Below are 23,367 nucleotides of genomic sequence, written 5' to 3'. Positions count from 1 at the left end.
TGCCCCCGCCGTTTTCGCTTTCTTATTTCAGCCCGCGGAACTTCAGCAGCGGTTCCACCGACGGGTCCTTGCCGCGGAAATCGCGGTACAGGGTCGACAGCTCCACGCTGTTGCCGCGCGAGAGGATCTTGTCGCGGAACTCCTGGCCGTTGGCCGCCGTCAGGCCACCGTGTTCGGTGAACCACTGGTAGGCGTCATGGTCCAGCACTTCGGCCCAGAAGTAGGCGTAGTAACCGGCCGAGTAACCACCACCCCAGATGTGGTCGAAGTAGGTGGTGCGGTAACGCGGCGGCACCTGCGGCAGGTCGACCTTGAACTTCTTCAGCGCGCTGGCTTCAAAGGCACCGACATCCTGCAGCGGCGCATCGGCCTTCTGCGTGTGCCAGGCCAGGTCGAGCAGCGCGGCCGACAGATACTCGGTGGTCGCATAGCCCTGGTTGAAGCTGCGCGCCTTGAGAATCTTGTCGACCAGTTCCTGCGGCATCGCCTCGCCGGTCTTGTAGTGCTTGGCGTAGTTGGCGAACACCTTCGGGTCCAGTGCCCAGTGCTCGTTGAACTGCGACGGGAACTCGACGAAGTCACGCGAGGTGGCGGTGCCGGCGATCGACGGGTACTTCACGTTCGAGAACATGCCGTGCAGCGCATGGCCGAACTCATGGAACATCGTGGTGACGTCGTCGAAGCTGATCAGCGCCGGCTGGCCGGCGGCCGGCTTGGTGAAGTTGCAGACGTTGTAGACCACCGGCTTGGCACCGGTCAGGCCGTCCTGCTCGACGAACACGTCCATCCAGGCGCCGCCGGACTTGCTGTCACGCTTGAAGTAGTCGGTGTAGAACAGGGCCAGCGAGGTGCCGTCCTTGTCGAACACTTCGTACACCTTCATGTCCGGGTTGTAGGTCGGAATGTCGGTGCGCGGCTTGAAGGTGATGCCATACAGCTGGGTGGCGGCGTAGAAGACGCCGTTCTGCAGCACGTTGTCCAGTTCGAAGTACGGCTTGATCTGCGACTCGTCCAGATCGTACTTGGCCTTGCGCACCTGCTCGGCGTAGAAGTCCCAGTCCGAAGCGGCGACCTGGAATCCGCCCTTCTGCGCGTCGATGACCTTCTGGATCTCACCGGCCTCGGCGCGCGCCTTGGCGGTGGCGGCCGGCACGGTGTCGGTCAGCAGCTTGAGCGCGGCAGCCGGAGTCTTGGCCATCTGGTCGCCCAGCTGATAGTCGGCGAAGGTGTCGAAGCCGAGCAGCTTGGCCTTCTGCGCACGCAGCTGTGCCAGGCGCTGCACGGTCTGCCGGGTGTCGTTGGCATCACCGCGCTCGGCGCGGGTTTCAGAGGCCTTCAGAACGGCGGCACGCTGGTCGCGATCGCTCAGCGAGCCGAGCACCGGCTGCTGGGTGGTGTTCTGCAGCGGCAGCAGGAATTTGCCATCCAGCTTGCGATCCTTGGCGGCGGCCGCAGCGTTGTTGATCGCGCCCTCGTCCAGGCCGGCCAGCTTGGCCTTGTCGTCAACGACAACAGCCGCAGCGGCGGTCGCGGCCACCAGGCGGGTGTGGAACTGGGTGGAGAGCGTGGTCTCTTCCACGTTGAGCTTGCGCAGGGTCGCCTTGTCAGCGTCGGACAGCTGCGCACCGGCGCGCACCAGGCCATCGTAATAGTGCTCGACCAAGCGCTTCTGCACCGGGTCCAGCTCCAGCGTGTCACGCTGGTCGTACAGCGACTTCACGCGCGCGAACAGCTTCGGATCGAGGTTGATCTCGTCCTGGTGCGCGGCCAGCTTCGGCGCCACTTCTTCCTGGATCTTCTGGCGCGCATCGTTGGTGTCGGCCTGGACCAGGCCGAAGAAGATGCGCGACACGCGGGTCAGGGTCTCGCCGCTGCGCTCCATCGCCACGATGGTGTTGTCGAAAGTGGCCGGCTCGCTGCTGTCGGCGATCTTGCGCACGTCGGCCAGGTGCTGGCGCATGCCTTCTTCGAACGCCGGCAGGTAGTCGCTGTCCTTGATCTTGTCGAACGGCGGCGCCTGGAACGGCAGCGTGCTGGCGCTCAGCAGCGGATTGGTGGAGGCTTCGGCCGGCTGCGGGGCCGGGGCTTTCTGGGCATCGGTCACGGGGGTGGACTCCTTGCCGGAACAGGCCGCCAACGCCAGGCTGATGGCGGCGGCCAGGACTACGGTACGCGACATGTAAAACGCTCCTTGGGCAGACGGTATGGATACCAGCCCTCCACCCTACTCCTGTCGCGCTCGCCCGGCATGTGCCGGACGTGGCGTCTATGCGGCGGCCTGCGGCCGGCTCAGACCGTACCGCGGGTCTTGCCGATCCAGGGCCGGTAGAACTCGCGGATGGCAGCCATGTCGGCCACATCGTCGCCACTCGGGGTGAACAGCGGACCGATGCCGATGGTCTTTTCCGGATAGTGGAAATACGCGGTCAGGATCGGCACGTCGGCCATCCGGGCGATCTTCAGGAAGCCGGCCTTCCACTCCTTCACCGCCTTGCGGGTGCCCTCGGGGGTGATGGCGAACCACATCTTCTCGTTGTTGCGCAGCAGGTCCACCGCCTGGCCCACCGTACCCTGTGGCGAGCTGCGATCGAGCGGAATCACGCCCAGCCGGTGCAGCAGCGGGCCCAGCGGCCACCAGAACAGCGAGGCCTTGCCCAGCACCTTCACCTTCATGCCCAGCGCGATCTTGGCCGCCATGCCCCACAGCCCGTCCCAGTTGGACGAATGCGGGGCGATGATGAAGACCAGCCTGGGGATGTCAGGCAGGGTGCCGGTCACCTTCCAGCCCCCCATGCGCAGGGTGCAGCGCGCCAGCCAGCGCAGGAAGGCGTTGGGTTTGACCTGCGGCATCTGCGGCGGCACGGCCGGCAGCAACGAAGTCGGGTTGTTCAAGCAATCACTCCCAGTCACGTGATGAGCGCCCGCGCTTGATCTGCGCGCGCCCGCGTTTGGCGTCCAGACGACGCAGTTTCGACCCGAGGGTCGGCTTGGTGGCTTTGCGCGGTTTGGGCACGCTCAGCCCGGCCTGGATGAAGGCCGCCAGCCGCTCGCGCGCATCCTCGCGATTGCGATCCTGGGTGCGGAAACGTTGCGCGTCGATGACCAGCACGCCTTCGCCGGTCATGCGCCGGTCACGCCGCGCCAACAGCCGCGCGCGCAACGGTTCGGGCAACGAGGGCGAGTTGGCCACGTCGAAACGCAGTTCCACCGCAGTGGACACCTTGTTGACGTTCTGGCCGCCGGCGCCACTGGCGCGCACGAACCGCTCGACGATCTCGCCGTCGGGGATTTCAAGCTGCGCGCTGATGGTGACCGGTCCACTGCCCATCCGCGCATTGTAGCGGCAGCCACGTGGTGGAGTGCGCCATCGCGCCCCGTATGCCGCCGATCAGGCGCCGAACACGCCGCCTTCGCCTGGGCTGCAGGTATGCTGGCGGTCCCATGTACCGCAGGAAGCCCGCATGACCCGCTTCGCACCCGCCCTGCCGTCCCTGCTGCGCCGCGCCGCCCTGCTGCTGGCACTGGCCACGGCCAGCGTCCCGGCCCTGGCCGCCCCGCCGACCGACGGCGACATCAACCGCCTGCTGTCGGCCTCGCGCGCGCAGAGCATGATCGACACCATGGTGCCGCAGATCGAAGCCATGCAGCAGCAGCAGTTCCAGCAGGTGGCCGCGCAGCGCCAGCTCACCGCCCAGCAGCAGGAGCAGCTGAAGCGGATCCAGGCGCGGACCAGCCAGACCCTGCGCCAGGCCATGTCGTGGCAGCAGCTGCGGCCGATGTACGTGGACCTGTACAAGAAGACGTTCAGCAAGGAAGACGTGCTGGCGATGGCCGAGTTCTACGAGAGCGCGGCAGGCCAGAGCCTGCTGGACAAGACCCCGGCACTGATGCAGAACGTGATGGTGGCCATCCAGGCGCGCATGCAGCCGCTGTTTGCGGACCTGCAGAAAGACCTGGAAGCGATCGTCAACGAGCCGGAAAAGAAACGAGAATGAGGTAGTGCCGGCCGCTGGCCGGCTCCCCAGTACACCTGGAATCACGCAGCTGCCGGCCAGCGGCCGGCACTACCGTCAAACTGCGTCCACCTGCCAGCCGAACAGGTCCAGTGCCTTCTGGAACTGGCGGTCCAGCGGCGCACTGACATCCACGTTGCCGCCCTCCGGATGCGGAAAGCGCAGGCGCTCGGCGTGCAGCAGCATGCGGTGCACGCCCTGCATGCGGAAGATGCGGTTGTGGCGCCCATCGCCGTGGCTGGTATCGCCGATCATGTGATGTGACAGGTGCTTGAGGTGACGGCGGATCTGCCGGAAGCGCCCGGTCTGCGGCTGGCAGCGCAGCAGCGCGTAGCGCGAGCTGCTGAACTCGCCCACCGGCACCGACAGCTCGCCAGTGGCCAGGCGCTGGAAATCGGTGATCGCCGGCTTCTTCACCGGCTTGCCCGGCCCGCCGTCCAGATCATGGTCCACCCGCCAGGACAGCTCGGCCGGCCAGCCTCGGCAGACTGTCAGGTAGTCCTTGGCCACTACGCCACCCATCAGTGCCTTGCCCAGCGAACTGGCGGTTTCGCGGTCGAAGGCCAGCAGCAGGCAGCCACTGGTGGCCCGGTCCAGGCGGTGCACGAGGAAGATCGGCCGCCCCAGCTGCTCACGCAGGCGGTCGGCCAGGAAATCATCTTCGCCACGGGCCAGCTTGCTGTCGTGGACCATCAGCCCGGCAGGCTTGTTGACCACGGCCAGGCGCTCATCCAGGTGCAGCAGCTGCAGGGGCGCGGTTTCAGTCTCGACCGCGGCGAGGGTGTCAGGTTCGGTACTCACCGCGGGATTATAAGGGTGCCCTGTATGGGGTCAGATCCCTTTTCCACGGGAAAAAGGGATCTGACCCCGGGTCTGTGGCGTGGCAATCAGGCGTTGCGCACGGCCAGCAGTTCGCCGTTGCCCACCGGCACCACGCTGGTGCTGAAGTCCGGATCGGCATCCAGCAGCAGGCACAAGGGCTCCATCTCTTCCGCGTGCGAGGTGGCGTTGTCCACCACCAGCAGGCCCCCCGGCCGCAGCACGCGGCGCAGCTGCGGCCACCAGCCGGCGTACTGCCCGCGGTCCGAATCCAGGAACAACAGGTCGATGCAGCCTTCGCCGGCCTCTGCCAACCACTGCCCGGCATCGCCATGCACCAGCGTGATGTGCGCGGCCAACCCGCTGCGCGCGAACGTGGATCGCGCCAACGCCACCTTGTCCTCGGCGACTTCCAGCGTGGTCACGTGGCCGTCGATGGCGGCTGCGGCTTCGGCCAGCCACAGCGTGGAGTAGCCATTGGAGGTGCCGATTTCCAGTACCCGTCGCGCGGTGCCGAAACGCACCAGCACCGACAGGAATTCACCGGTATCCGGCGTGATGTTGAGCATGCGCCGAGCGCGCTCGGTTTCATGCGCGTCGTTTTCAGCACCGAAGTGCATCAGTTCGTTCTTCAGCGTCTGCAGCACCGGGTCTATCTCCACCACGCGCGCGCCAGCGCCAGCGCGCCGACGGCACCGGACACCCAGCTCCACATCGGCAGGTCGCCCCAGTACCAGCCCGGTGGCTGCAGCACGTACATCAGCGCGGCGATGGCCAGCAGGCCGACGCCGGTGATCGCGCCGACCGCGCGCCTCTGCAGGCGCTGCACGCTGGCATCCAGCGCAACCAGATCGCGCGAGCGCATCGCCAGCTCGTGGCGCCCCTCCACCTGCTGGGTCAGCCAAGCGTGTACCAGGCGCGGCATGTCCGGCGCGTGGGTCATGATTTCCGGCAACCGCTTGCCGATCTCGCGCACCACCCGGCGTGGGCTGTAGCGCTCGCGCAGGATCTTCGCCAGCACCGGCTTGGCCACCGCCCAGATATCGATCTGCGGATCCAGCTGCCGGCCGACACCTTCGATGTTCAGCAGGGTCTTCTGCAGCAGGATCAGCTGCGGCTGCAGGGTCAGCTGGTAGCGCTGCGCCACGCGGAACAGCTTCATCAGCACTTCGGCCAGCGAGATCTGCGACAGTGGGCGGGTGAAGTACGGCTCGCACACCGAACGCACGGCCGCTTCCAGATCATCGATGCGCACGTTGTCCGGCATCCAGCGCGCCTGCACATGCAGTTCGGCGATGCGGCGGTAATCGCGGTTGAAGATGGCCATGAAGTTCTCAGCCAGGTAGTACTGATCCTCCTGCGACAGCTGGCCCATGATGCCGAAGTCCAGCGCGATGAATCGCGGGTTGGCGCGGCGGCCCGGATCGGTGTCGACCCAGATGTTGCCGGCGTGCGCATCGGCATGGAAGAAGTTGTCGCGGAACACCTGGGTGTAGAAGACCCGCACGCCCTTGGCGGCCAGTGCCTTGCGGTCGATGCCCGCCTTGTCGAGCGCGGCGATGTCGTCGGACGGAATGCCCCACACGCGTTCCAGGGTCAGCGCGCGCTCGGCGGTATGGCTCCAGATCACTTCCGGCACATACAGGTCGTCGCTGTTCTCCCAGAAGCGGCGCAGCACGCTGGCATTGGCGCCTTCGCGCTGCAGGTCCAGCTCGGCGGCGAGGGTGTTCTCGACTTCGGCCACCACTTCGCGCGGTCGGATCTTGTCGGCACGCGGATGGGTACGCTCGACCAGCGCGGCCAGCGAGTTGAGCAGGGCGATGTCGGCATCGATCTGCTTCTCGATGCCGGGGCGCAGTACCTTGACCACCACCTGGCGGCCATCGGCCAGCGTGGCCGCATGCACCTGCGCGATCGAAGCCGAGGCCAGTGGTTCGGTATCGAAGCTGGCGAACGCCTCGCTGACCGGCAGGCCAAGCGCTTCCTCGACAATGCGGCGCGCAGTGTCACCGTCGAACGGCTTGACCCGGTCCTGCAGCAGGGTCAGCTCATTGGCCACATCCGGCGGCACCAGGTCGCGGCGTGTGGAGAGGATCTGGCCGAACTTGACGAAGATCGGGCCGAGATCCTGCAGCGCCAGGCGCAGGCGCGCACCGCGCGACTGCGCGGCGATGTCGGCCGAGGCACGCGGCACGAACGGCTTGGCCAGGCGCAGCCAACGCTCGGCCGGCGTGCCCTGCAACAGGTCGTCAAGGCGGTAACGCAGGATCACCCGGCCGATGCGGCTCGCCCGCAGCACGGCCTTCATGCGGCACCCCGCAGGCGCTGCACGCGCGCGCCAAGACGCTCGACGTCATCGCGCAGCACGTCCACATCATCATGGAAGGCATCCAGTTCGGCGCGCGGCACCACGTCGCGCGATTCCTCGGTGATGAATTCGGCGGCGCTGTGGGCCAGGTCGATCGCCCCCTGGCGCGCGTGCTGCAGGGCGCTGCGCAGGGTGTTGGCGACCTGCACGCCCAGTACCTCGCCGAATACGCTGACGAACGGCTGCTGCCAGTCCGGGTCGAAGCCCTTGGCCAGCTGCTGCAGGCGCCGCGCCAGTTCGGCGTCACCGGCCACGCGTACTCGGCCCTTGTTGTTGGACTCGCCGCGCCGTGCGTTGGCCAGCAGCGGCAGCTGCGCCAGCACGCCGGCCAGGCTGCTGCGCACGGCCAGGTCGGCTTCCTGCGCATCCACCGGGCCGACCCGCAGCTGGTCGCCGTCGACGCTGATGCGCATCGCCAGCGACGGCGCTTCCAGGGTCAGGTCAATGTGCCGGCCATCGAGGCTGGCCAGGGCATGGCGGGTATCCGGATCCAGCGCCAGCGCGCGGTTCAGGGCGATCTGCAGGGCGCGGCCAGCGACCGGCTTGAGGGACTTGAGCAGGGAAAGAGCCATGGGCGCATTCTACCTGCGTGGGTGGGGGGCTTGGGCCGGGCTGCCGCCCGGCACCCGCGGTAGTGCCGGCCGCTGGCCGGCAACCTCAACACCAACAGCAACAGCATGCATTCCGTGGGATGGCGGGATGGGTCCGGTTGCGGGGGACGCCGTAAACCCCGCTCCGCGGTCCGGCCCAGCCGCTGGCGGCTGGGCGTTCGGGCGCTTGCGAAGCAGTGCTTCGCAAGCAAAGCGCCCTCACCCATGGGGGCTTGGCCGCGGCATCCATGCCGCGGACACCCCCGCAACCGGACCCATCCCGCCTTCGACAGTTTCCTGTCGTCCGTGGGGTCGGATCCCGTTGTTGCGCAACGGGCTCCGACCCCTGTTGATGGGCCATGAGGACGGTAGATCCACGCCATGCGTGGATGGATTTCTGGTTCATCTGTGCCTCACGCGGTGGGCCGATGAAGGTTCATGCTATGGGGCCACGCAACGCACAGGACATCGCACTCCCCATGGCACGGACCCGGGTCGGCATCATCTTCGGGGGCAAGTCTTCCGAGCACGAAGTTTCACTGCAGTCGGCGAAGAACATCCTCGATGCGCTTGATCGCGAGCGCTTCGAGCCGGTGCTGGTCGGCATCGACAAGCAGGGCCAGTGGCATCTGAGCGAGCCTGCGACCTTCCTGCTCAATGCCGATGATCCGGCACGCATCGCGCTGCATCGCTCCGGCCAGTCGCTGGCGGTCTTTCCCGGTGCCGAGCAGGCACAGCTGCAGCCCTCCGATGCGGCCAGCGTGCTGGGCCAGATCGATGTGGTGCTGCCGATCGTGCACGGGCCTCTGGGCGAGGACGGTGCGCTGCAGGGGCTGCTGCGCATGGCCAACCTGCCCTTCGTCGGTTCGCCGGTACTGGGCTCGGCAGTGGCGATGGACAAGGACGTGACCAAGCGTCTGCTGCGCGACGCCGGGCTGCAGGTGGCGCCGTGGCTGTGCATCCGCCGCCACCAGGTGGCGGAAGTGGATGTCGATGCGGTGATTGCCCAGCTTGGCCTGCCGCTGTTCGTGAAGCCGGCCAACCAAGGCTCGTCGGTAGGCGTGAGCAAGGTCAAGGATGCGGCGGGCTTTGCCGAAGCGCTGGCATTGGCGCTGCGCTACGACCACAAGGTGCTGGTGGAATCGGCGGTGATCGGCCGCGAGATCGAGTGCGCGGTGCTGGGCAACGAACATCCGCAGGCCAGCCTGTGCGGCGAGGTGGTGGTGCACGACGAGTTCTACGCCTACGACACCAAGTACATCAACGCCGATGGTGCCGAAGTGGTGGTACCCGCGGATATCGATGCCGGCACCCAGGCACGCATCCAGCAGATCGCGCTGCGGGCCTACCAGGCGCTGGAGTGTGCCGGCATGGCGCGCGTGGATGTGTTCCTCACTGCGGGCGGCGACATCATCATCAACGAGGTCAACACGCTGCCGGGCTTCACCCGCATCAGCATGTACCCGAAGCTGTGGGGTGCCAGCGGCGTGGACTACACCACGCTGATCACCCGCCTGATCGAGCTGGCGCTGGAGCGCCATGAGGCCGATCGCGGGCTGCAGAGCGCTGTGTAACGTCGTGATCGCCCGCAGAGTCGAGCATGGCTCGACTCTGCGGAAAGCGATGCCGGCCAGCGGCCGGCACTACCGGCTAGCCGCGCTTGCGGAACATCGAGATCACCGCAAGGATCAGGAACACCACGAACAGGATCCAGGCGATGTTGGTTGCGGCGCCGGCGATTCCGGAGAAACCCAGAACAGCGGCGATGATGGCGATGACAAAGAAGATGATGGCGTAGTGCAGCATGGCGCTCCTCGCGGGTGGTCGAGCCTTGGATGGCGTGGGTCCATCCTCCCGATCCTGCGGTGTGCAACCAGTGACGGCGATCTATGCAGCAGATGAAGCCTTCAGCCTGCGCAGCCCCTCTTCGATGCTGACCTGCGGCACGTAGCCGAAGTCACGGCGCGCCGGTTCCATGCTGTACCAGTGCGGCGTGCACAACTGCTCGGCCAGGAAGCGGGTCAGCGGCGGCTCGCCACGCAGGCGCAGCAGCGGCCACAGCCGCTCGCAGATGGCGCCGACACGGTACGCGGTATTGAAGCTGATCGCCTTGCCCACCGTCGGCGCGCCAACAGCGGCCAGCAGCTTGTTGACCAGCTCGCGCATCGGCAGCGGCTCGCCATTGGAGATGAAGTAGGCCTTGCCCGCACACGCAGCGCCCGGCGCCAGTGCCTCGAAGGCGAGGAAGTGCGCGAGTGCGGCGTTGTCGATGTAGGTGGTGTCCACCCTGTTGTTGCCATCCCCCACCAGGCGCAGGCGGCCCTGCCGCGCACGCTCGGCCAGCCTCGGCACCAGCTGCTGGTCGCCTGGGCCCCAGATCAGGCGCGGGCGCAGTGCCACCGTCGCCAGCGACGCATCGTTGGCGGCCAGCACGCGCTGTTCGGCGATTGCCTTGGTAGCCGCATACGGCGCCTGGAAATCTTCGCCGTACGGCACCTCGTCAGCCCCGAGGCCTTCCACCGGGTGCGTGGCACGATGGGTCACGCTGGGCGTGGAGGTGTAGACCAGCCGGTTGATGCCATGCGCGCGGCAGGCCGCGAGGACGTTGTCGGTGCCGACCACGTTGGCCTGGTGGTAGCTGTCATAGCTGCCCCATGCGCCGGCCTTGGCGCCGTTGTGGAACACCGCATCGACGCCGGCCACCGCATGCAGCACCGCCTGCGCATCGGCCAGATCACCGCGGATCTGGCCCACGCCCATCGCCTGCAGTTCCGGGTAATGACTGCGGTTGAACGCCAGCACCTGGTGGCCACGCTCGACCAGCCCGCGGCACAGCGCCTGCCCAAGGAAACCACCGCCACCGGTGACCAGGATCTTCATGCGCGCTTCTCCAGTTCGGCGCTGGCCCAGACGGCGAGCTTCTCGCGGCCGATCTTGGCGTTATGACGGATATCGACGGGGAACGAAGGGTGTACCAGGAAGTGCTCCAGCCCGGCTCCGGCCAGGCATGCAGCGGCCTTGGCACGCAGCGCTTCCTGCAGTGCCGGGCTGTCGGACCGGCCACGCTGCAGCTCCACGCACAGCACCGGCACCTGCGCACCGGCGGCCCCCACGCCAACCAGCGCAGTGCGCGCCACGCCGGCCACGGTGTTGAACATCGGCTCGACCTGCTCGGTGTACAGCGGCCCGCGCGCGGTTTCCACGCGCTGCGTCTTGCGCCCGCAGAACCACAGGCGGCCCTGCACATCGAAATAACCAACGTCGCCCATGCGATGCACCACGCGGGTGCTGCCATCGGCCAGCGTCTCGCGGATCTTCGCCGCCGCAGTGGCCTGCGGGCGGTTGAAGTAGCTGTCGGTGGCGGTCGGCCCGGCCACGGTGATCTCGCCCACCTCGCCGGTGGCCAGCACACGTGCCTGCGACCAGTCGGCCAACGGTGCGTCGTCGATGGCGATGATGCGCACCTCGTTGGGGGCCACCACGTTGCCCACGCAGGTGCCGGCACCGGCCTCGGTCGCCGCGCGGGTGCGCTCCAGTTCGCGGCCTTCGACCACCGCCACCGGCAGGCACTCGGTGGCGCCATAGGGAGTCCAGAACTGCGCATCGGCCGGCAGCAGGCTGCGGATGGTGGCGACCACGTCCGGCGGCACCGGTGCCCCGGCCGAGGTCACCCGGGTCACCGTCGGCAGTGGCCGCCCGTGCCGGGCCAGCACCCGCATCAGCGCTGGCGAGCCGAACAGCTGGGTTACGCCGAAGCGCTGGATGGCATCGTGCAGGCGTCCCGGGTCGGCCTGCGCCGGCCGCGTCGGGTCCATGTCCGGGATCACCGAAGTCAGGCCCAACGCCGGGTCGAACAGCGCGAACGGTGGGAAGGTCGGCAGGTCCACCCCACCCGCTTCCATGCCGAAGGCACTGCCCAGCAACTGGATCTGGCCGACGAAGTGGCGGTGGCGGTAGACCACGCCCTTGGGCACGCCGGTGGAGCCGCTGGTGAACAGGATCGCCGCCATGTCCTCGCCATCGGTATCGGCCAGCATGGCCCCCCCCTTGGCACCGGCACGTTCCAGCGCGGCCAGGCTGGTACCGCCCCAGCCGAGGCGGCGGCCGACCGTCACCAGCCGGGTGGCCGACGGCGCCCAGCGCAGCACCAGCCGCGCCACATGCGCCAGCGGAATGCCGATGAAGGCCTGCGGCTGCGCCTCGTCCAGGCACTGCTTCAGCGCGCGCCGGTCGATGCCCGGATCGACCAGCACCGGCACTGCGCCCAGCTTGAACAACGCGAACATCAGCAGGAAGAACTCCGGAGAAGGCCGCACCATCACCACCGTGCGCACGCCACGGCCGATCCCGTAGCCGGCCAGGCCGGCGGCCATGGCATCACTGCGGGCGTCCAGCTGACGGTAATCGAGGGTGACATCGTAGGCGGCCATGCCGTTGCCGGCGCCGCGGCGGCCCGGGCAGCGGATGGCGATCTGGTCGGGGCGTTCACGCGCCAGTTCAGGCAAACGGGCCGCAATGTTGCAGGGTCGGTTCATCCGTTCATTGTCGCCGCTTACGGAATTTCTTGCGCGGCGGCCCACTTCGTGGAAAATCCGCACCCTCGTTCCCGATTCCGACTGCCGCCCGAGGCGGCTTGCCCATGCAACATCCCTGCATGACCTGCGGCGCCTGCTGCACCCAGTACCGCGTGGCCTTCCACTGGATGGAATCGGACGAGGTCACCCCCGGCGGCGTGCCGCATCAGCTCACTGAGGTGCTGGATCCGCACCGCCTGTGCATGCGCGGCACCCATTCCAAGCCGGTGCGCTGCGTCGCGCTGGATGCGCAGATCGGCGTGTATTCACGCTGCACGATCCACCCCAACCGGCCCAGCGTGTGCCGTGAGGTGGATGCATCGTGGGAATACGGCAAGGCCAGCCCGCAGTGCGACAAGGCGCGCATTGCCTATGGCCTGGATCCGCTGACGCCGGCCGACTGGCGCTGGCGCGATGACGCCGACAATGACGACGATCACCCGGACGACAACGGCAACAGCCCGTCCTCGCCACCACAGGCGCCGGTCGCCGCATAATCCGGTGTGCCGACCAACGGTCGGCACCCACCCATACCTTCCACTTGTGGGTGCCGACCGTTGGTCGGCACATCGATCAGATCGGGTTGGCGTCCAGGAACGCGCGGATTTCCGGCACCAGCACGTCCTGCTTGTCTTCCAGCACATAGTGGCCGGCATCCTCGAAGGCATGCACCTGGGCATTCGGCAGCGCGGCCTGGAAGCCCTTCAGGAAATGATGGTCGAACACGAAGTCGCGCAGGCCCCAGCCGAGGAAGGCGGGACGGTCGGCGAACGACGGCAGCGCCTTGCCGGCGCGTTCCAGCAGCGACCAGGCCTTGTCGGCCGGCGACAGCGGGATGTCCTGCATGAAGCGGATGGTGCTGATGCGGTTGGCCCAGCTGTTGTACGGCGACACGTAGGCGCGGCGCACATCGGCCGGCATCTTCCGCTCCACGCCCAGCCACGAGGCACCGGACGAGAACGCGTTGAAGCTGCGGATGATCCACTCGCCGATCTTCCAGTGGCGACCCAGTGCGATCTGCCAAGGCATCTTCTTTGCCGCCGGCATCGGGAAGGCAGCGGTGTTGAGCACCACCAGGCGCTTCACCTGCTCGTGGTGCGACAGCGCCCAGCCGAACCCGATCATGCCGCCCCAGTCGTGCACGGCCAGGGTCACCGGGCCGGTGATGCCCAGGTGCTTCAGCAGCGCATCAAGATCGTCCACGCGCGACTGCAGCGTGTACTCATAGCGGCTGTCGTCCGGCTTGTCCGACAGGCCCATGCCGATGTGGTCCGGCACGATGCAGCGGTAGGTGTCCGACAGGCCGGCCACCAGCGTGCGCCAGTAGTAGCTCCACGACGGGTTGCCGTGCACCATCACCACCACCTCGCCATCGCGCGGGCCCTCGTCGAGATAGTTCATCGACAGGCCGGGGCGGACCTCGAAGCGCTGCGGGTGGGCGGGGTAACCGGGAAGATCGCGCATGCGGAGCACCTAAGGAGAGTCGCGGCGCAATGTAGAGCCGAGCCGTTGCTCGGCTGCTCTCCGGTCCGCTGCGGAAGAGCCGCGCTGCGCGCGTGAGCCGAGCATGGCTCGGCTCTACAGGAGGTCGGGCAACGGGCTGCTTACCAGACCACTTCAGCCATCGAGCAGTTCAGGCCCGAGCCAATACCCAGAAGCGCGATGCGATCGCCCTTCTTCAGCTTGCCCAGCTGCTTGAGCTTGCTCAGCACGATCGGCACCGAGGCCGGGCCGATGTTGCCGTGCTCGCCGAAGATGGTCATGACCTTCTTCGGGTCGATGCCGAAGTTCTTGATGAACGCGGCGGTGTGCGGCTGGCTGACCTGGTGGATCACGAACTGGTCCAGCTCCTCCACGGCCCAGCCGAGTGCGATCTTGGCGGCGCTGAAGGTCTTCTGCGCCAGCTTGATGCCTTCGATCAGCAACAGGCGGGTGTCGGTGACCATGCGGTCCAGGTTGCCCAGGCACAGCTGGTTCCACTCGGTGGCCGAGCGGGTCACGCCGCCCTTGTAGCGCGGCGCGTCCGGCACCAGCTCCGCGCGCGCCATCACCATCGCGGCGGCGCCCGACCCGGTGGTCAGCGCGGCCAGCTCGTTGCGGAAGTCATCGGCGGTGACGTCCGGGGCGGTCATGCGCTCCAGGGTCTTCTCGTACACCAGGTTGGCGGTCTCGCCGTCCACCACCAGCGCGTAGTCGATATCACCGCGCTCGATCATGCGCGCCGCGATGTCCATGCCGTTGATGAAGGCCAGGCAGGCGTTGGCGACGTCGAAGGTCATGCATTCGTCGCTGACACCGAGGTTGCCCGACACGATGGAGGCCGTGGACGGCTCCAGGTAGTCGCGGCTGACCGAGGTGTTGACCAGCAGGCCGACCTGGGTCGCGGTGATGCCCGCGTCTTCCAGTGCCTTACGGCCGGCCATGGTGGCGGCGTCCGACGCCAGCACGCCGTTGTCCCACAGGCGGCGGGCGTGGATGCCGGCGATGTCGCCGAGCACATCGGTGCGGATACCCAGGCGATCCAACGTCGGCTGCAGGCGTTCGTTGATTTCCTTGGTCGTCAGCGTATGCGGTGCGTCGACGTGTGCCAGGCCGGCGATCGAGACATTCTTGAAGAGCATCGAGGTTAGCGCCAAGGCTCAGGCAAAAGGGGGCGCTATTCTATAACCCCCGGGCTTTCACCGCATCTTTACGAATTCAGCCTCGGCCGTATGGTGAAGCGTTCAGCGCGGCGGGCACTGGAACGCGGCGAAGCGCTGGCTGCCATCGGCGGGGGCCGCAGCGGCCTGGACGGCATTGGCGCCGGCGCTCGGGGCCTCGTTGCGGGCCAGGGTTTCCAGCTCTTCCTGCACCCGCAGCGGGTTGCGGTTGTAGAAGCCGACCTTGCTCTTCACGGTGACCACCACCTCGCCCTTGGCGATGCAGCCGGCCGGAACCGGCCCTGCCGGCAGCACGCGGGTTGCCTTGCCGGCCGGTTCGATCGGCACCCAGGTACAGGCGGTGACGGTGAGCAGCAGGGAGGAAAGCAGCAGAACGCGCATGGGCAGATCCTGGAAGGGTATGGGGGGATTCTGCCTGAACAGCCTGAATCGGGGGTAGCCGAGGCCGGGGTCACGGAGTTGCCGGCCAGCGGCCGGCACTACCCGGGGGGAGCCGGCCCGCCACATGGCGGGCCGGGTCTTGCCTTATTTCTTGACCGGGTTGCCTTCGGCGTCGATCACCGTCACCTCGCCCAGGTTCAGCGCGCGCACGGCCGCTTCGGTCTGCTTGAGGTCACCCACCACCACCCAGGTCAGGGCCTGCGGCTTGATCTCGGCGGCGGCCTGCTGCACCTGCGCCGGGGTCATCGCTTCGATCTCGGCCTTGCGCCGCAGCACGTAGTCGTCCGGGCGCTTGAACTGCACGATCGAACCGATGGTCGACGCCACCGCACTGGCGGTCTCGTAGGCACCGGGCAGGCTCAGGGTCTGGATGTTGCGGATGCGGTTGACCTCGGCAGCGGTGGCCGGCTTGCTGCCATCGGCGAACGCGGCGATTTCCTTGCGCATTTCCGCCAGTGCCGGGCCGGTCTTGTCGATCTGCACCGGCGCGCTGGCCATCCACGGGCGCTGGCCCACCGAACTGACCGCGCTGCTGCGCGCACCGTACGACCAGTGCTTGTCCTCGCGCAGGTTCATGTTCAGGCGCGAGGTGAAGTCGCCGCCGATCACGCCGTTGGCGATGTCGAAGCGGGTCGAACTGGTGGCGCTGGAAGGTGCCACCACCTGGCCGGCGAACAGGTTGGCCTGTACCGCGCCCGGCTGGTCGATCAGGAACACGCGCGGGCCCTTCGGCAGCGCAACGTCGGTGGCCGCCTTCACCTGCGGGGCCTCGCCACTGGCCTTCCAGTCGCCCAGCTGCTTGTCCAGCAGCGGCACGATCTCGGCCAGGGTGGTGTCGCCGACCACGATCAGGGTGCCGTTCTGCGGGCGCAGCCAGTCGTGGTGGAAGTCGACCAGGTCCTCGCGGGTCAGGCCGTTGATCGCCGCCTCGTCACCGCTACCGGTAAACGGAATGGCATACGGGTGGCCCTTGCCATACAGCAGCGGGGGCAGCACGCGCATCGCCACCGCACCCGGGTTCACCTTCTCCTGCTGGATGCCAGCGATCCAGCTCGCCTTGACCCGGTCGATCTCGCCCTGCTCGAAGCGCGGTTCGCGCAGCAGGTCGCGGTACAGCGCCAGCGACGGTGCCAGGTTTTCCTTCAGTGCCGACAGGTCCACGCTCATCGAATCCAGGCCGGCCGAAGCATCCAGGCTGGCGCCCAGCGCATCCGCGGCGTCGGCGAAGGCCAGCGAGCCCAGCTTGCCGGCGCCTTCGGTCATCAGGCTCATGGTGAAGTTGGCGGTGCCCGGCTTGCGGCCCTGGTCGGCACTGAAGCCGCCCGGGAACTGGTAGCTGAACTGCACCACCGGAATCTCGTGGCGCTCGGCCAGGATCACCTGGGTGCCGTTCTTCAGCGTGGCACGCTGCAGCGCCGGGAACTTCAGCTGCGGGAACTCGCGGGTCTGCGGCACGCCGGCCTTGCGGTCGACCTGCTCGGGCAGGGTGCTGTACTTCGGGTCCACCGCCGGCACGGTGAACGGCTTCGGCGCCTGGCTCGGGTCTTCCTTCAGCGCCACGCGCTCACCCGGTGCGATCACCAGGGTGTGACTGCCCTTGTCCAGCCACTGCGCGCCCAGCCGGCTCAGATCAGCAGCACTGGCCTTCTCGATGTTGGCCAGCGAGGTACGGAAGCAGCCCGGGTCGCCGGTGAACACCGCACATTCTGCAAGGGCGTCGGCCTTGCCGCCGAAGCCACCGATGCGCTCGATGCCGCGGATGAAGCCTGCGCGGGCACCGGTCTTGGCACGCTCCAGTTCGGCCGCGGTCGGGCCCTGCTTGATCAGCCGGTCCAGTTCCTCGTCGATGATCTTCTCGACCTTGGCCGGGTCCTGGCCCTGCTTGACCGTCGCCATGATCACGAAGTTCGAGCCCAACTGCGAGGTCGACAGGCCCGACGCGATGCTGTCCACCAGCTTGTCCTGGTGCTGCAGGCGCTGGCTCAGGCGCGAAGACTTCGCACCGCCGAGCACCTGCGCGAACAACTGCAGCTGATCGACCTCGGTGGTGCCGACCTGCGGCACGTTCCAGGCGCGGTAGATGCGCGCCTGCGGCACCTTGTCGGTCATCGTCTCGCGCGTGTCGGCACTACGCTTGGCCACGTTCACCGCCGGCTGCGCCATGGTCGGGCCGGCCGGGATGCTGCCGAAGTACCTGGCGACCTTTTCCTTGGCGGTGGCCAGGTCGATGTCGCCGGCCAGCACCAGCACCGCATTGTTCGGGCCGTACCAGGTGCGGAACCAGGTCTTCACGTCATCCAGCGACGCCGCGTTCAGATCGTTCATCGACCCGATCACGCCGTGGTGGTACGGGTGGCCCACCGGGTACAGCGCCTTGTTGAGCTGGTCCCAGGCCTGGCCGTAGGGCTGGTTCTCGCCCTGGCGCTTCTCGTTCTGCACCACGCCACGCTGCTCGTCCAGCGCGGCCTGGTCGATCGCACCGACCAGATGGCCCATGCGGTCCGATTCCATCCACAGTGCCATGTCCAGCGCGGTGGTCGGCACGTTCTCGAAGTAATTGGTGCGGTCGGTGTTGGTGGTGCCGTTCTGGTTGGTGGCACCCACCTGCTTGAACGGCTCGAAGAACTCGCCGTCGTGGTTTTCGCTGCCCTGGAACATCAGGTGTTCGAACAGGTGCGCAAAGCCGGTACGGCCAGCCGGCTCGTCCTTGCTGCCCACGTGGTACCAGACGTTGACCGCAACGATCGGCGCCTTGCGATCGGTATGCACGATCACGCGCAGGCCGTTGGGCAGGGTGAACTGCTCGTACGGGATATCGACCTTGGCCGGTGCCGCCGGCTTGGCGGCGAGCGCATGGGTGGGCGCGAGCGTGCCCAGGGCGGTGCTGAGAGCGACGGCCAGCAGTGCAGCGCGCGGGCGAAGGGCGAGAGACATATCCGGATCCTTGGTCACGAAGGTGAACCCCGATCCTAGCCTGCGCGCGCGGCGGCCGGAATCGGTCGCCAGTCACTGGGGGTGTTTGCCCAGATGACCATCCAGCCCGACGCCCAGGGGCGCTCTTGAAACGTCACAGACGCCGGCTGAAGGCGTCCGGACAGTGTCCGCGGCTTATCGAATGGACAGGTGTCCGCCCAGCGGACACTTTCGGGACCACATAAAAGCCTTTCAAATCAATAACTAAAAGTTGGCACGCGGATTGCTTGGTACTTCCTGCGCAAGGAAGGGCTTCAGACAAAAGCTGACTGAAGACTGAACAGATGCAGGAAATCGAAAATTTCTCTTGCATGCCCAGAACTAGTGTACTACCTTACTACCACACCACTGCTCACCAACACTAAACAGGCCCCGTCATGAACGCCAAGACCATTGCCATCGCCATCGCCCTGATCGCCGGCACCGCGGTTGTTTCGTCGGTGCAGGCCTCCGAATCCATCAAGACCCTGTCCACCGTGCAGGTTCGCCCGGCCGCCGACCAGCTGGCCCAGCAGGCCTGGGAACAGGCCAGCGGCATCCCGACCCTGGCCACCGTGGAAGTGCGCCCGAGCGCCGACCAGCTGGCCGAGCGCAACGGCTACGTCGCCGCCCCGGTCGCCGCCGCGATGCCGATCACCACGCTGGCCTCGGTGGAAGTGCGCCCGAGCCTGGAACAGCGCGTCGCCCTGGCCGCCGAACTGGAAGCCCAGCGCTACGCCGCCACCCTGGCTGCCGCTGCCACCAACGTCGCCAACTCGGTCATCGTCAACCTGCCGGCCCTGCAGGTGCGCCCGAGCGCCGCCGACCTGCAGGCCCTGGCCACCGAAACCGCCCAGGTCCTGCTGCGCCCGTAACCGGTGCCGCCCTGCCCCGTGCAGGGCGTGCGCCGTAAAGGCGGCGGTCGTCGCAGGTACACTGCGCCGATGAATGCCGCGCCCCAGTTCCACGTGATCCTGTTCCAACCGGAAATCCCGCCCAACACGGGCAATGTGATCCGGCTCTGCGCCAACACCGGCGCGCAGCTGCACCTGGTCGAGCCACTCGGCTTCGCACTGGAAGACAAGCAGCTCAAGCGCGCCGGCCTGGACTACCACGAGTACTCGCGCCTGCAGGTGCACCCCGACCTGGACACCGCGCTGGCGCGGATCGCACCGAATCGATTGTTCGCACTCAGTACCCGCGCCAGCGGGCGCTACGACAGCGTGGCCTTTGAAGACGGTGATGCGTTCCTGTTCGGCCCGGAAAGCCGTGGCCTGCCGCAGGAGGTGCTCGATGCCCTGCCCGACGGCCGCCGCCTGCGCCTGCCGATGCGGCCGGACAACCGCAGCCTCAATCTTTCCAACACCGTTGCGGTGGTGATGTACGAGGCGTGGCGGCAGCATGGGTTTGCCGGTGGGGCGTAGCTCACGTGTGTTACTTTCTTTGCTCGCGCAAAGAAAGTAACCAAAGAAACGCGCCGCCGCCCGCGAGCCGGTGCTCTGCACCGGTACCCTGCGCTCCTCGGCCCGCCGGGGGACGGCGCGGAACTCGCTGCGCTCAGACACCCGCGCCTCTTCGCCCCCGTCGGTCCTGTGGTGCTCGGCTCGCTTCAAGGCGGACCCAACAGCCGCGCGGTAAATCCACGCCATGCGTGGATGCCTTCCGCCTGGATCAATCAGGAGTGGGCGCCCTTGCGTTTCCCGGGGCGCGTGCACCCTACCTGGCAATGCCGGCCAGCGGCCGGCACTACCGGTGCACTCAGAACGCGTTGATGCCGGTCAGTTCGCGGCCGATCACCAGCTGGTGCACGGTCTCGGTGCCTTCATAGGTGATCACCGATTCCAGGTTCAGCGCGTGGCGGATCGCCACGTGCTCGGTGGTGATCCCAGCCCCACCAAGCAGATCGCGACACTCGCGGGCGATGTCAATCGCCATGCGGCAGTTGTTCCACTTGGCCAGGCTGACCTGCTGCGGCTGCAGCTGGCCGGCTTCCTTCAGGCGGCCCAGCTGCAAGGCCAGCAGCTGCGCGGTGGTGATGCGGCGGGCCATCTCGGCCAGCTTGATCTGCGCGCTCTGCGTGGCCGCCAGCGGACGACCAAACAGCACGCGCTCCTTGGCATAGCCCAGCGCTTCATCCAGGCAGGCAATCGCCGCACCGATCGGCCCCCAGCTGATGCCGTAACGGGCCTGGGTCAGGCAGCCCAGCGGCCCCTTCAGGCCCTTCACGTTCGGCAGGCGATGGCTGTCGGGCACGCGCACGTCATCGAAGAACAGCGCGCCGGTCAGCGACGCGCGCAGGCTCATCTTGTGCTTGATCTCCTGCGTCGTGAAGCCGGCCATGCCCTTTTCCAGCACGAAGCCTTGGATGCCATCTTCGGTCTGTGCCCAGACGATGGCCAGGTCGGCCACCGGGCCGCTGGTGATCCACATCTTGCTGCCGCTGATGCGCCAGTCGCTGCCGTCGCGCACCGCGCGGGTCTTCATGCTGGCCGGGTCGGACCCACCGTGCGCCTCGGTCAGGCCGAAGCAGCCGATCAGTTCGCCGCGCGCCATCGCCGGCAGCCACTGCTGGCGCTGTTCCTCGCTGCCATAGGCGTAGATCGGGTACATGCACAGCGAGCTCTGCACCGACACGAAGCTGCGCAGGCCCGAATCGCCGCGCTCCAGCTCCTGGCAGATCAGGCCATAGCTGACCGCGCCGAGGCCACCGCCGCCGTACTCGGCCGGCAGGGTCGCGCCCAGCAGGCCCAACGAGGCGATCTCAGGCACCAGTTCATCGGGGAAGCGGGCCTGGTCGAAGGCATCGCCGATGATCGGCAGCACGCGCTCGTTGGTGAAGCGGGCGACGCTCTCCTGCACTGCGCGCTCTTCCTCGTTGAACAGGGAACGGACATCGAACAGATCGTACGGATGCAAAGCCATGGCACTCACACGCAGTCAGGACCCGGCCATTGTCGGTCATCCGCGCAGCGTTGGTGCACGGGTAGAGGCCGACCTTGGTCGGCGCTGGCATTTCTGCCGGTGCCAACCAAGGTTGGCGACCACCGAAGCCGCGTTCGCTGCAATGCAGCAATCATGACGTGAACATCATCGATCTAGCTCGATCACGCGCGGCCCGGTACCCTGACACATTCAAACAACCGTTTCGCCCGTGGCATCACGCGCGATTCCCAGGCACCGCCGGTGGCCCCGATGCCGGCCCTACCCACGAGTCATGCAATCGATGAGCGCTGAAGCCAACGCCCTGCCCCCGCGTGAAGTAATGGAATTCGACGTGGTGATCGTCGGTGCCGGCCCCGCCGGCCTGGCCACCGCGATCCGGCTGCGCCAGCGCGCGATCGAAGCCGGCCGAGAGCTGTCGGTGTGCGTGCTGGAGAAGGGTTCCGAACCGGGCGCGCACGTGCTGTCCGGCGCGGTGATGGATCCGCGCGCGCTGACCGAGCTGTTCCCGGACTGGGCCGAGCGCGGCGCACCGCTGAAGCAGAAGGTCACCCGCGACGAATTCCTGTTCCTCAGCGAGACCGGCGCGCGCAGCACCCCCAACGCGCTGCTGCCGGAGTGCTTCCACAACGAAGGCAACTACATCATCAGCCTGGGCGAAGTGACCCGCTGGCTGGCGCAACAGGCCGAGGCGCTGGAGGTTGCGATCTTCCCTGGCTTCGCCGCTGCAGAAGTGCTGTGCGGCGACAACGGCGAGGTGATCGGCGTGGCCACCGGCGACATGGGCATCGAGAAGGACGGCAGCATCGGCCCGGCCTTCGAGCGTGGGATGGCGCTGCACGCCAAGTACACGATCTTCGCCGAAGGTGCGCGCGGCCACCTCGGTCGCCAGCTGATCGCCCGCTACAAACTGGACGAAGGCAAGGACCCGCAGGCCTACGGCATCGGCATCAAGGAGCTGTGGCAGATCGACCCGGCCAGGCATGAGCCGGGCCTGGTGGTGCATGCGGCTGGCTGGCCGCTGGACAGCGACACCTACGGCGGCGCGTTCCTGTACCACGCCGACGGCGGCAAGGTCGCCATTGGTTACGTGGTCGGCCTGGACTACAAGAACCCGTGGCTGAGCCCGTTCGAGGAGTTCCAGCGTTTCAAGACCCATCCCTCCATCCGCAAGCACCTGGAGGGCGGCACCCGCATCGGTTACGGCGCCCGTGCGATCACCGCCGGCGGCCTGCTGTCGCTGCCGAAGACGGTGTTCCCCGGGGGGGCGCTGGTCGGCTGCGAAGCCGGCTACCTCAACGCCAGCCGCATCAAGGGCAGCCATGCCGCGATCAAGACCGGCATGCTGTGCGCCGACGCCGCGTTCGACGCGCTGGCCGCCGATCGCCAGCACGATGAACTGAGCGCCTACCCGAAGGCGTTTGAAGCCAGCTGGCTGTTCACCGAACTGCAGCAGGCCAAGAACTTCAAGCAGTGGTTCAAGAAGGGCCAGACCGTTGCCACGCTGATGACCGGCGTGGAGCAGTGGCTGCTGCCGAAGCTGGGCGTGCGCAATCCGCCGTGGACCCTGCACCGCACCCAGCCGGACCACGCCTGCCTGGAGCCGGCGTCGCAGCACACCCGCATCGCCTACCCCAAGCCCGATGGCGTGCTGACCTTCGATCGTCTCAGCTCGGTGTTCCTGAGCAGCACCAACCACGACGAGAACCAGCCCAGCCACCTGACGCTGAAGGATCCGAGCATTCCGGTGAAGGTGAACCTGGCCGAGTACGCCGGTCCCGAAGCCCGTTACTGCCCGGCCGGCGTGTACGAGTTCGTCGGCGACGCCGACAACGCGCGCCTGCAGATCAACGCGCAGAACTGCGTGCACTGCAAGACCTGCGACATCAAGGATCCGACCCAGAACATCGTCTGGGTGACCCCGCAGGGCGGCGGCGGCCCGAACTACTCGGGCATGTGATCGCCCCGGGCTGCGACCGCGTGTCGCAGCCCGGCCGCTCCACCGCACCG

The 23,367-nt window shown here is 67.3% G+C and carries 21 protein-coding genes; 6 read left to right on the top strand and 15 right to left on the bottom strand.

Annotation, left to right across the window (positions count from 1 at the left end; genetic code table 11):
* Positions 1-22 precede the first annotated feature (22 nt).
* From dcp to arfB, 3 genes are all read right to left on the bottom strand, one after another.
* A complete protein-coding gene (gene dcp / locus ACS0OT_RS00820) occupies positions 23-2,179 on the bottom strand; it encodes a peptidyl-dipeptidase Dcp (protein WP_065178394.1) in 2,157 nt (718 codons plus the stop codon).
* A 110-nt stretch (positions 2,180-2,289) separates the two neighbouring features.
* The gene (locus tag ACS0OT_RS00815) at positions 2,290-2,892 is read right to left on the bottom strand and encodes a lysophospholipid acyltransferase family protein (protein WP_005420754.1); all 603 of its coding nucleotides are present in this window, start codon (positions 2,890-2,892) and stop codon (positions 2,290-2,292) included.
* A gap of 4 nt (positions 2,893-2,896) precedes the next feature.
* The gene (gene arfB, locus ACS0OT_RS00810; RefSeq protein ID WP_005420755.1) at positions 2,897-3,328 is read right to left on the bottom strand and encodes an alternative ribosome rescue aminoacyl-tRNA hydrolase ArfB; all 432 of its coding nucleotides are present in this window, start codon (positions 3,326-3,328) and stop codon (positions 2,897-2,899) included.
* 133 nt (positions 3,329-3,461) lie between these two features.
* Between arfB and ACS0OT_RS00805 the strand changes: the two genes are divergently transcribed.
* Positions 3,462-3,995 (top strand): DUF2059 domain-containing protein, encoded by a 534-nt coding sequence (locus ACS0OT_RS00805; protein ID WP_005420757.1) that lies wholly within the window; start codon positions 3,462-3,464, stop codon positions 3,993-3,995.
* A 75-nt stretch (positions 3,996-4,070) separates the two neighbouring features.
* Here ACS0OT_RS00805 and ACS0OT_RS00800 read toward each other — a convergent pair whose 3' ends face one another.
* The 4 genes from ACS0OT_RS00800 to ACS0OT_RS00785 form a co-directional block, all read right to left on the bottom strand.
* Positions 4,071-4,814: a pseudouridine synthase gene (locus tag ACS0OT_RS00800; protein ID WP_139726599.1), complete on the bottom strand. Its 744-nt coding sequence runs from the start codon at positions 4,812-4,814 to the stop codon at positions 4,071-4,073.
* An 86-nt stretch (positions 4,815-4,900) separates the two neighbouring features.
* The gene (locus tag ACS0OT_RS00795; protein ID WP_065185663.1) at positions 4,901-5,452 is read right to left on the bottom strand and encodes an O-methyltransferase; all 552 of its coding nucleotides are present in this window, start codon (positions 5,450-5,452) and stop codon (positions 4,901-4,903) included.
* A gap of 32 nt (positions 5,453-5,484) precedes the next feature.
* Positions 5,485-7,140, bottom strand: a complete 1,656-nt coding sequence (gene ubiB / locus ACS0OT_RS00790; protein ID WP_139726598.1) for a ubiquinone biosynthesis regulatory protein kinase UbiB — start codon at positions 7,138-7,140, stop codon at positions 5,485-5,487.
* Entirely contained in the window at positions 7,137-7,772 is a 636-nt protein-coding gene (locus tag ACS0OT_RS00785; protein WP_005420772.1) for a ubiquinone biosynthesis accessory factor UbiJ, read from the bottom strand. The genes ubiB and ACS0OT_RS00785 overlap by 4 nt, the downstream gene beginning before the upstream one ends.
* A gap of 497 nt (positions 7,773-8,269) precedes the next feature.
* Here ACS0OT_RS00785 and ddlA point away from each other — a divergent pair, with 497 nt between their 5' ends.
* Positions 8,270-9,364 carry a D-alanine--D-alanine ligase gene (gene ddlA / locus ACS0OT_RS00780; RefSeq protein WP_065178469.1) on the top strand — a complete coding sequence of 365 codons (1,095 nt, stop codon included), beginning with the start codon at positions 8,270-8,272 and terminating at the stop codon, positions 9,362-9,364.
* 76 nt (positions 9,365-9,440) lie between these two features.
* Here the strand turns inward: ddlA and ACS0OT_RS00775 are convergent, their stop codons facing one another.
* The 3 genes from ACS0OT_RS00775 to oleC form a co-directional block, all read right to left on the bottom strand.
* A complete protein-coding gene (locus ACS0OT_RS00775) occupies positions 9,441-9,596 on the bottom strand; it encodes a DUF1328 domain-containing protein (RefSeq protein ID WP_005407633.1) in 156 nt (51 codons plus the stop codon).
* A gap of 81 nt (positions 9,597-9,677) precedes the next feature.
* Positions 9,678-10,670: a 2-alkyl-3-oxoalkanoate reductase gene (gene oleD, locus ACS0OT_RS00770; protein ID WP_164093063.1), complete on the bottom strand. Its 993-nt coding sequence runs from the start codon at positions 10,668-10,670 to the stop codon at positions 9,678-9,680.
* Positions 10,667-12,325: an olefin beta-lactone synthetase gene (gene oleC, locus ACS0OT_RS00765; RefSeq protein ID WP_005420778.1), complete on the bottom strand. Its 1,659-nt coding sequence runs from the start codon at positions 12,323-12,325 to the stop codon at positions 10,667-10,669. The genes oleD and oleC overlap by 4 nt, the downstream gene beginning before the upstream one ends.
* 104 nt (positions 12,326-12,429) lie before the next feature.
* On the opposite strand from oleC, the gene ACS0OT_RS00760 reads away from it, so the two are divergent.
* Positions 12,430-12,861, top strand: a complete 432-nt coding sequence (locus ACS0OT_RS00760; RefSeq protein WP_005407630.1) for a YkgJ family cysteine cluster protein — start codon at positions 12,430-12,432, stop codon at positions 12,859-12,861.
* A gap of 76 nt (positions 12,862-12,937) precedes the next feature.
* Here the strand turns inward: ACS0OT_RS00760 and ACS0OT_RS00755 are convergent, their stop codons facing one another.
* The 4 genes from ACS0OT_RS00755 to ACS0OT_RS00740 form a co-directional block, all read right to left on the bottom strand.
* Positions 12,938-13,828: an alpha/beta fold hydrolase gene (locus ACS0OT_RS00755; protein ID WP_065185569.1), complete on the bottom strand. Its 891-nt coding sequence runs from the start codon at positions 13,826-13,828 to the stop codon at positions 12,938-12,940.
* Between the two features lie 140 nt (positions 13,829-13,968).
* Positions 13,969-14,985, bottom strand: coding sequence for a 3-oxoacyl-ACP synthase III (locus tag ACS0OT_RS00750; protein WP_005420782.1), 1,017 nt, complete (start codon positions 14,983-14,985; stop codon positions 13,969-13,971).
* A gap of 102 nt (positions 14,986-15,087) precedes the next feature.
* Positions 15,088-15,405 (bottom strand): DUF4156 domain-containing protein, encoded by a 318-nt coding sequence (locus ACS0OT_RS00745; RefSeq protein WP_005407628.1) that lies wholly within the window; start codon positions 15,403-15,405, stop codon positions 15,088-15,090.
* A gap of 144 nt (positions 15,406-15,549) precedes the next feature.
* On the bottom strand, positions 15,550-18,399 hold the full coding sequence (locus ACS0OT_RS00740; RefSeq protein WP_164093065.1) for a M16 family metallopeptidase: 2,850 nt from the start codon (positions 18,397-18,399) through the stop codon (positions 15,550-15,552).
* 416 nt (positions 18,400-18,815) lie between these two features.
* On the opposite strand from ACS0OT_RS00740, the gene ACS0OT_RS00735 reads away from it, so the two are divergent.
* Both ACS0OT_RS00735 and ACS0OT_RS00730 read left to right on the top strand, forming a co-directional pair.
* Positions 18,816-19,292, top strand: coding sequence for a hypothetical protein (locus ACS0OT_RS00735; RefSeq protein ID WP_014035556.1), 477 nt, complete (start codon positions 18,816-18,818; stop codon positions 19,290-19,292).
* A 69-nt stretch (positions 19,293-19,361) separates the two neighbouring features.
* Positions 19,362-19,841 carry a tRNA (cytidine(34)-2'-O)-methyltransferase gene (locus ACS0OT_RS00730; RefSeq protein WP_164093066.1) on the top strand — a complete coding sequence of 160 codons (480 nt, stop codon included), beginning with the start codon at positions 19,362-19,364 and terminating at the stop codon, positions 19,839-19,841.
* Between the two features lie 334 nt (positions 19,842-20,175).
* Here ACS0OT_RS00730 and ACS0OT_RS00725 read toward each other — a convergent pair whose 3' ends face one another.
* Complete coding sequence (locus ACS0OT_RS00725; protein ID WP_442256000.1) at positions 20,176-21,339, bottom strand: acyl-CoA dehydrogenase family protein; 1,164 nt, start codon at positions 21,337-21,339, stop codon at positions 20,176-20,178.
* A gap of 301 nt (positions 21,340-21,640) precedes the next feature.
* Here ACS0OT_RS00725 and ACS0OT_RS00720 point away from each other — a divergent pair, with 301 nt between their 5' ends.
* Positions 21,641-23,317, top strand: coding sequence for an electron transfer flavoprotein-ubiquinone oxidoreductase (locus tag ACS0OT_RS00720; protein WP_164093067.1), 1,677 nt, complete (start codon positions 21,641-21,643; stop codon positions 23,315-23,317).
* Positions 23,318-23,367: the final 50 nt, after the last annotated feature.

It is taken from the genome of Stenotrophomonas maltophilia group sp. RY12688 (genome assembly GCF_052149045.1).
Taxonomy (GTDB): Bacteria; Pseudomonadota; Gammaproteobacteria; order Xanthomonadales; family Xanthomonadaceae; genus Stenotrophomonas; species Stenotrophomonas sepilia.
This window is presented reverse-complemented; position numbering and strand designations above follow the sequence as displayed.

Bases quoted from the DNA above. Each gene is read 5' to 3' on its own strand.
- ACS0OT_RS00730 (WP_164093066.1), top strand. From the start codon at position 19,362: ATGAATGCCGCGCCCCAGTTCCACGTGATCCTGTTCCAACCGGAAATC.
- arfB (WP_005420755.1), bottom strand. From the start codon at position 3,328: ATGGGCAGTGGACCGGTCACCATCAGCGCGCAGCTTGAAATCCCCGAC.
- oleC (WP_005420778.1), bottom strand. From the start codon at position 12,325: ATGAACCGACCCTGCAACATTGCGGCCCGTTTGCCTGAACTGGCGCGT.
- ddlA (WP_065178469.1), top strand. From the start codon at position 8,270: ATGGCACGGACCCGGGTCGGCATCATCTTCGGGGGCAAGTCTTCCGAG.
- ACS0OT_RS00735 (WP_014035556.1), top strand. From the start codon at position 18,816: ATGAACGCCAAGACCATTGCCATCGCCATCGCCCTGATCGCCGGCACC.
- oleD (WP_164093063.1), bottom strand. From the start codon at position 10,670: ATGAAGATCCTGGTCACCGGTGGCGGTGGTTTCCTTGGGCAGGCGCTG.
- ACS0OT_RS00755 (WP_065185569.1), bottom strand. From the start codon at position 13,828: ATGCGCGATCTTCCCGGTTACCCCGCCCACCCGCAGCGCTTCGAGGTC.
- ACS0OT_RS00750 (WP_005420782.1), bottom strand. From the start codon at position 14,985: ATGCTCTTCAAGAATGTCTCGATCGCCGGCCTGGCACACGTCGACGCA.
- ACS0OT_RS00785 (WP_005420772.1), bottom strand. From the start codon at position 7,772: ATGGCTCTTTCCCTGCTCAAGTCCCTCAAGCCGGTCGCTGGCCGCGCC.
- ACS0OT_RS00745 (WP_005407628.1), bottom strand. From the start codon at position 15,405: ATGCGCGTTCTGCTGCTTTCCTCCCTGCTGCTCACCGTCACCGCCTGT.
- ACS0OT_RS00760 (WP_005407630.1), top strand. From the start codon at position 12,430: ATGCAACATCCCTGCATGACCTGCGGCGCCTGCTGCACCCAGTACCGC.
- dcp (WP_065178394.1), bottom strand. From the start codon at position 2,179: ATGTCGCGTACCGTAGTCCTGGCCGCCGCCATCAGCCTGGCGTTGGCG.
- ACS0OT_RS00720 (WP_164093067.1), top strand. From the start codon at position 21,641: ATGAGCGCTGAAGCCAACGCCCTGCCCCCGCGTGAAGTAATGGAATTC.
- ACS0OT_RS00725 (WP_442256000.1), bottom strand. From the start codon at position 21,339: ATGGCTTTGCATCCGTACGATCTGTTCGATGTCCGTTCCCTGTTCAAC.
- ACS0OT_RS00740 (WP_164093065.1), bottom strand. From the start codon at position 18,399: ATGTCTCTCGCCCTTCGCCCGCGCGCTGCACTGCTGGCCGTCGCTCTC.
- ACS0OT_RS00775 (WP_005407633.1), bottom strand. From the start codon at position 9,596: ATGCTGCACTACGCCATCATCTTCTTTGTCATCGCCATCATCGCCGCT.
- ubiB (WP_139726598.1), bottom strand. From the start codon at position 7,140: ATGAAGGCCGTGCTGCGGGCGAGCCGCATCGGCCGGGTGATCCTGCGT.
- ACS0OT_RS00805 (WP_005420757.1), top strand. From the start codon at position 3,462: ATGACCCGCTTCGCACCCGCCCTGCCGTCCCTGCTGCGCCGCGCCGCC.
- ACS0OT_RS00795 (WP_065185663.1), bottom strand. From the start codon at position 5,452: ATGCACTTCGGTGCTGAAAACGACGCGCATGAAACCGAGCGCGCTCGG.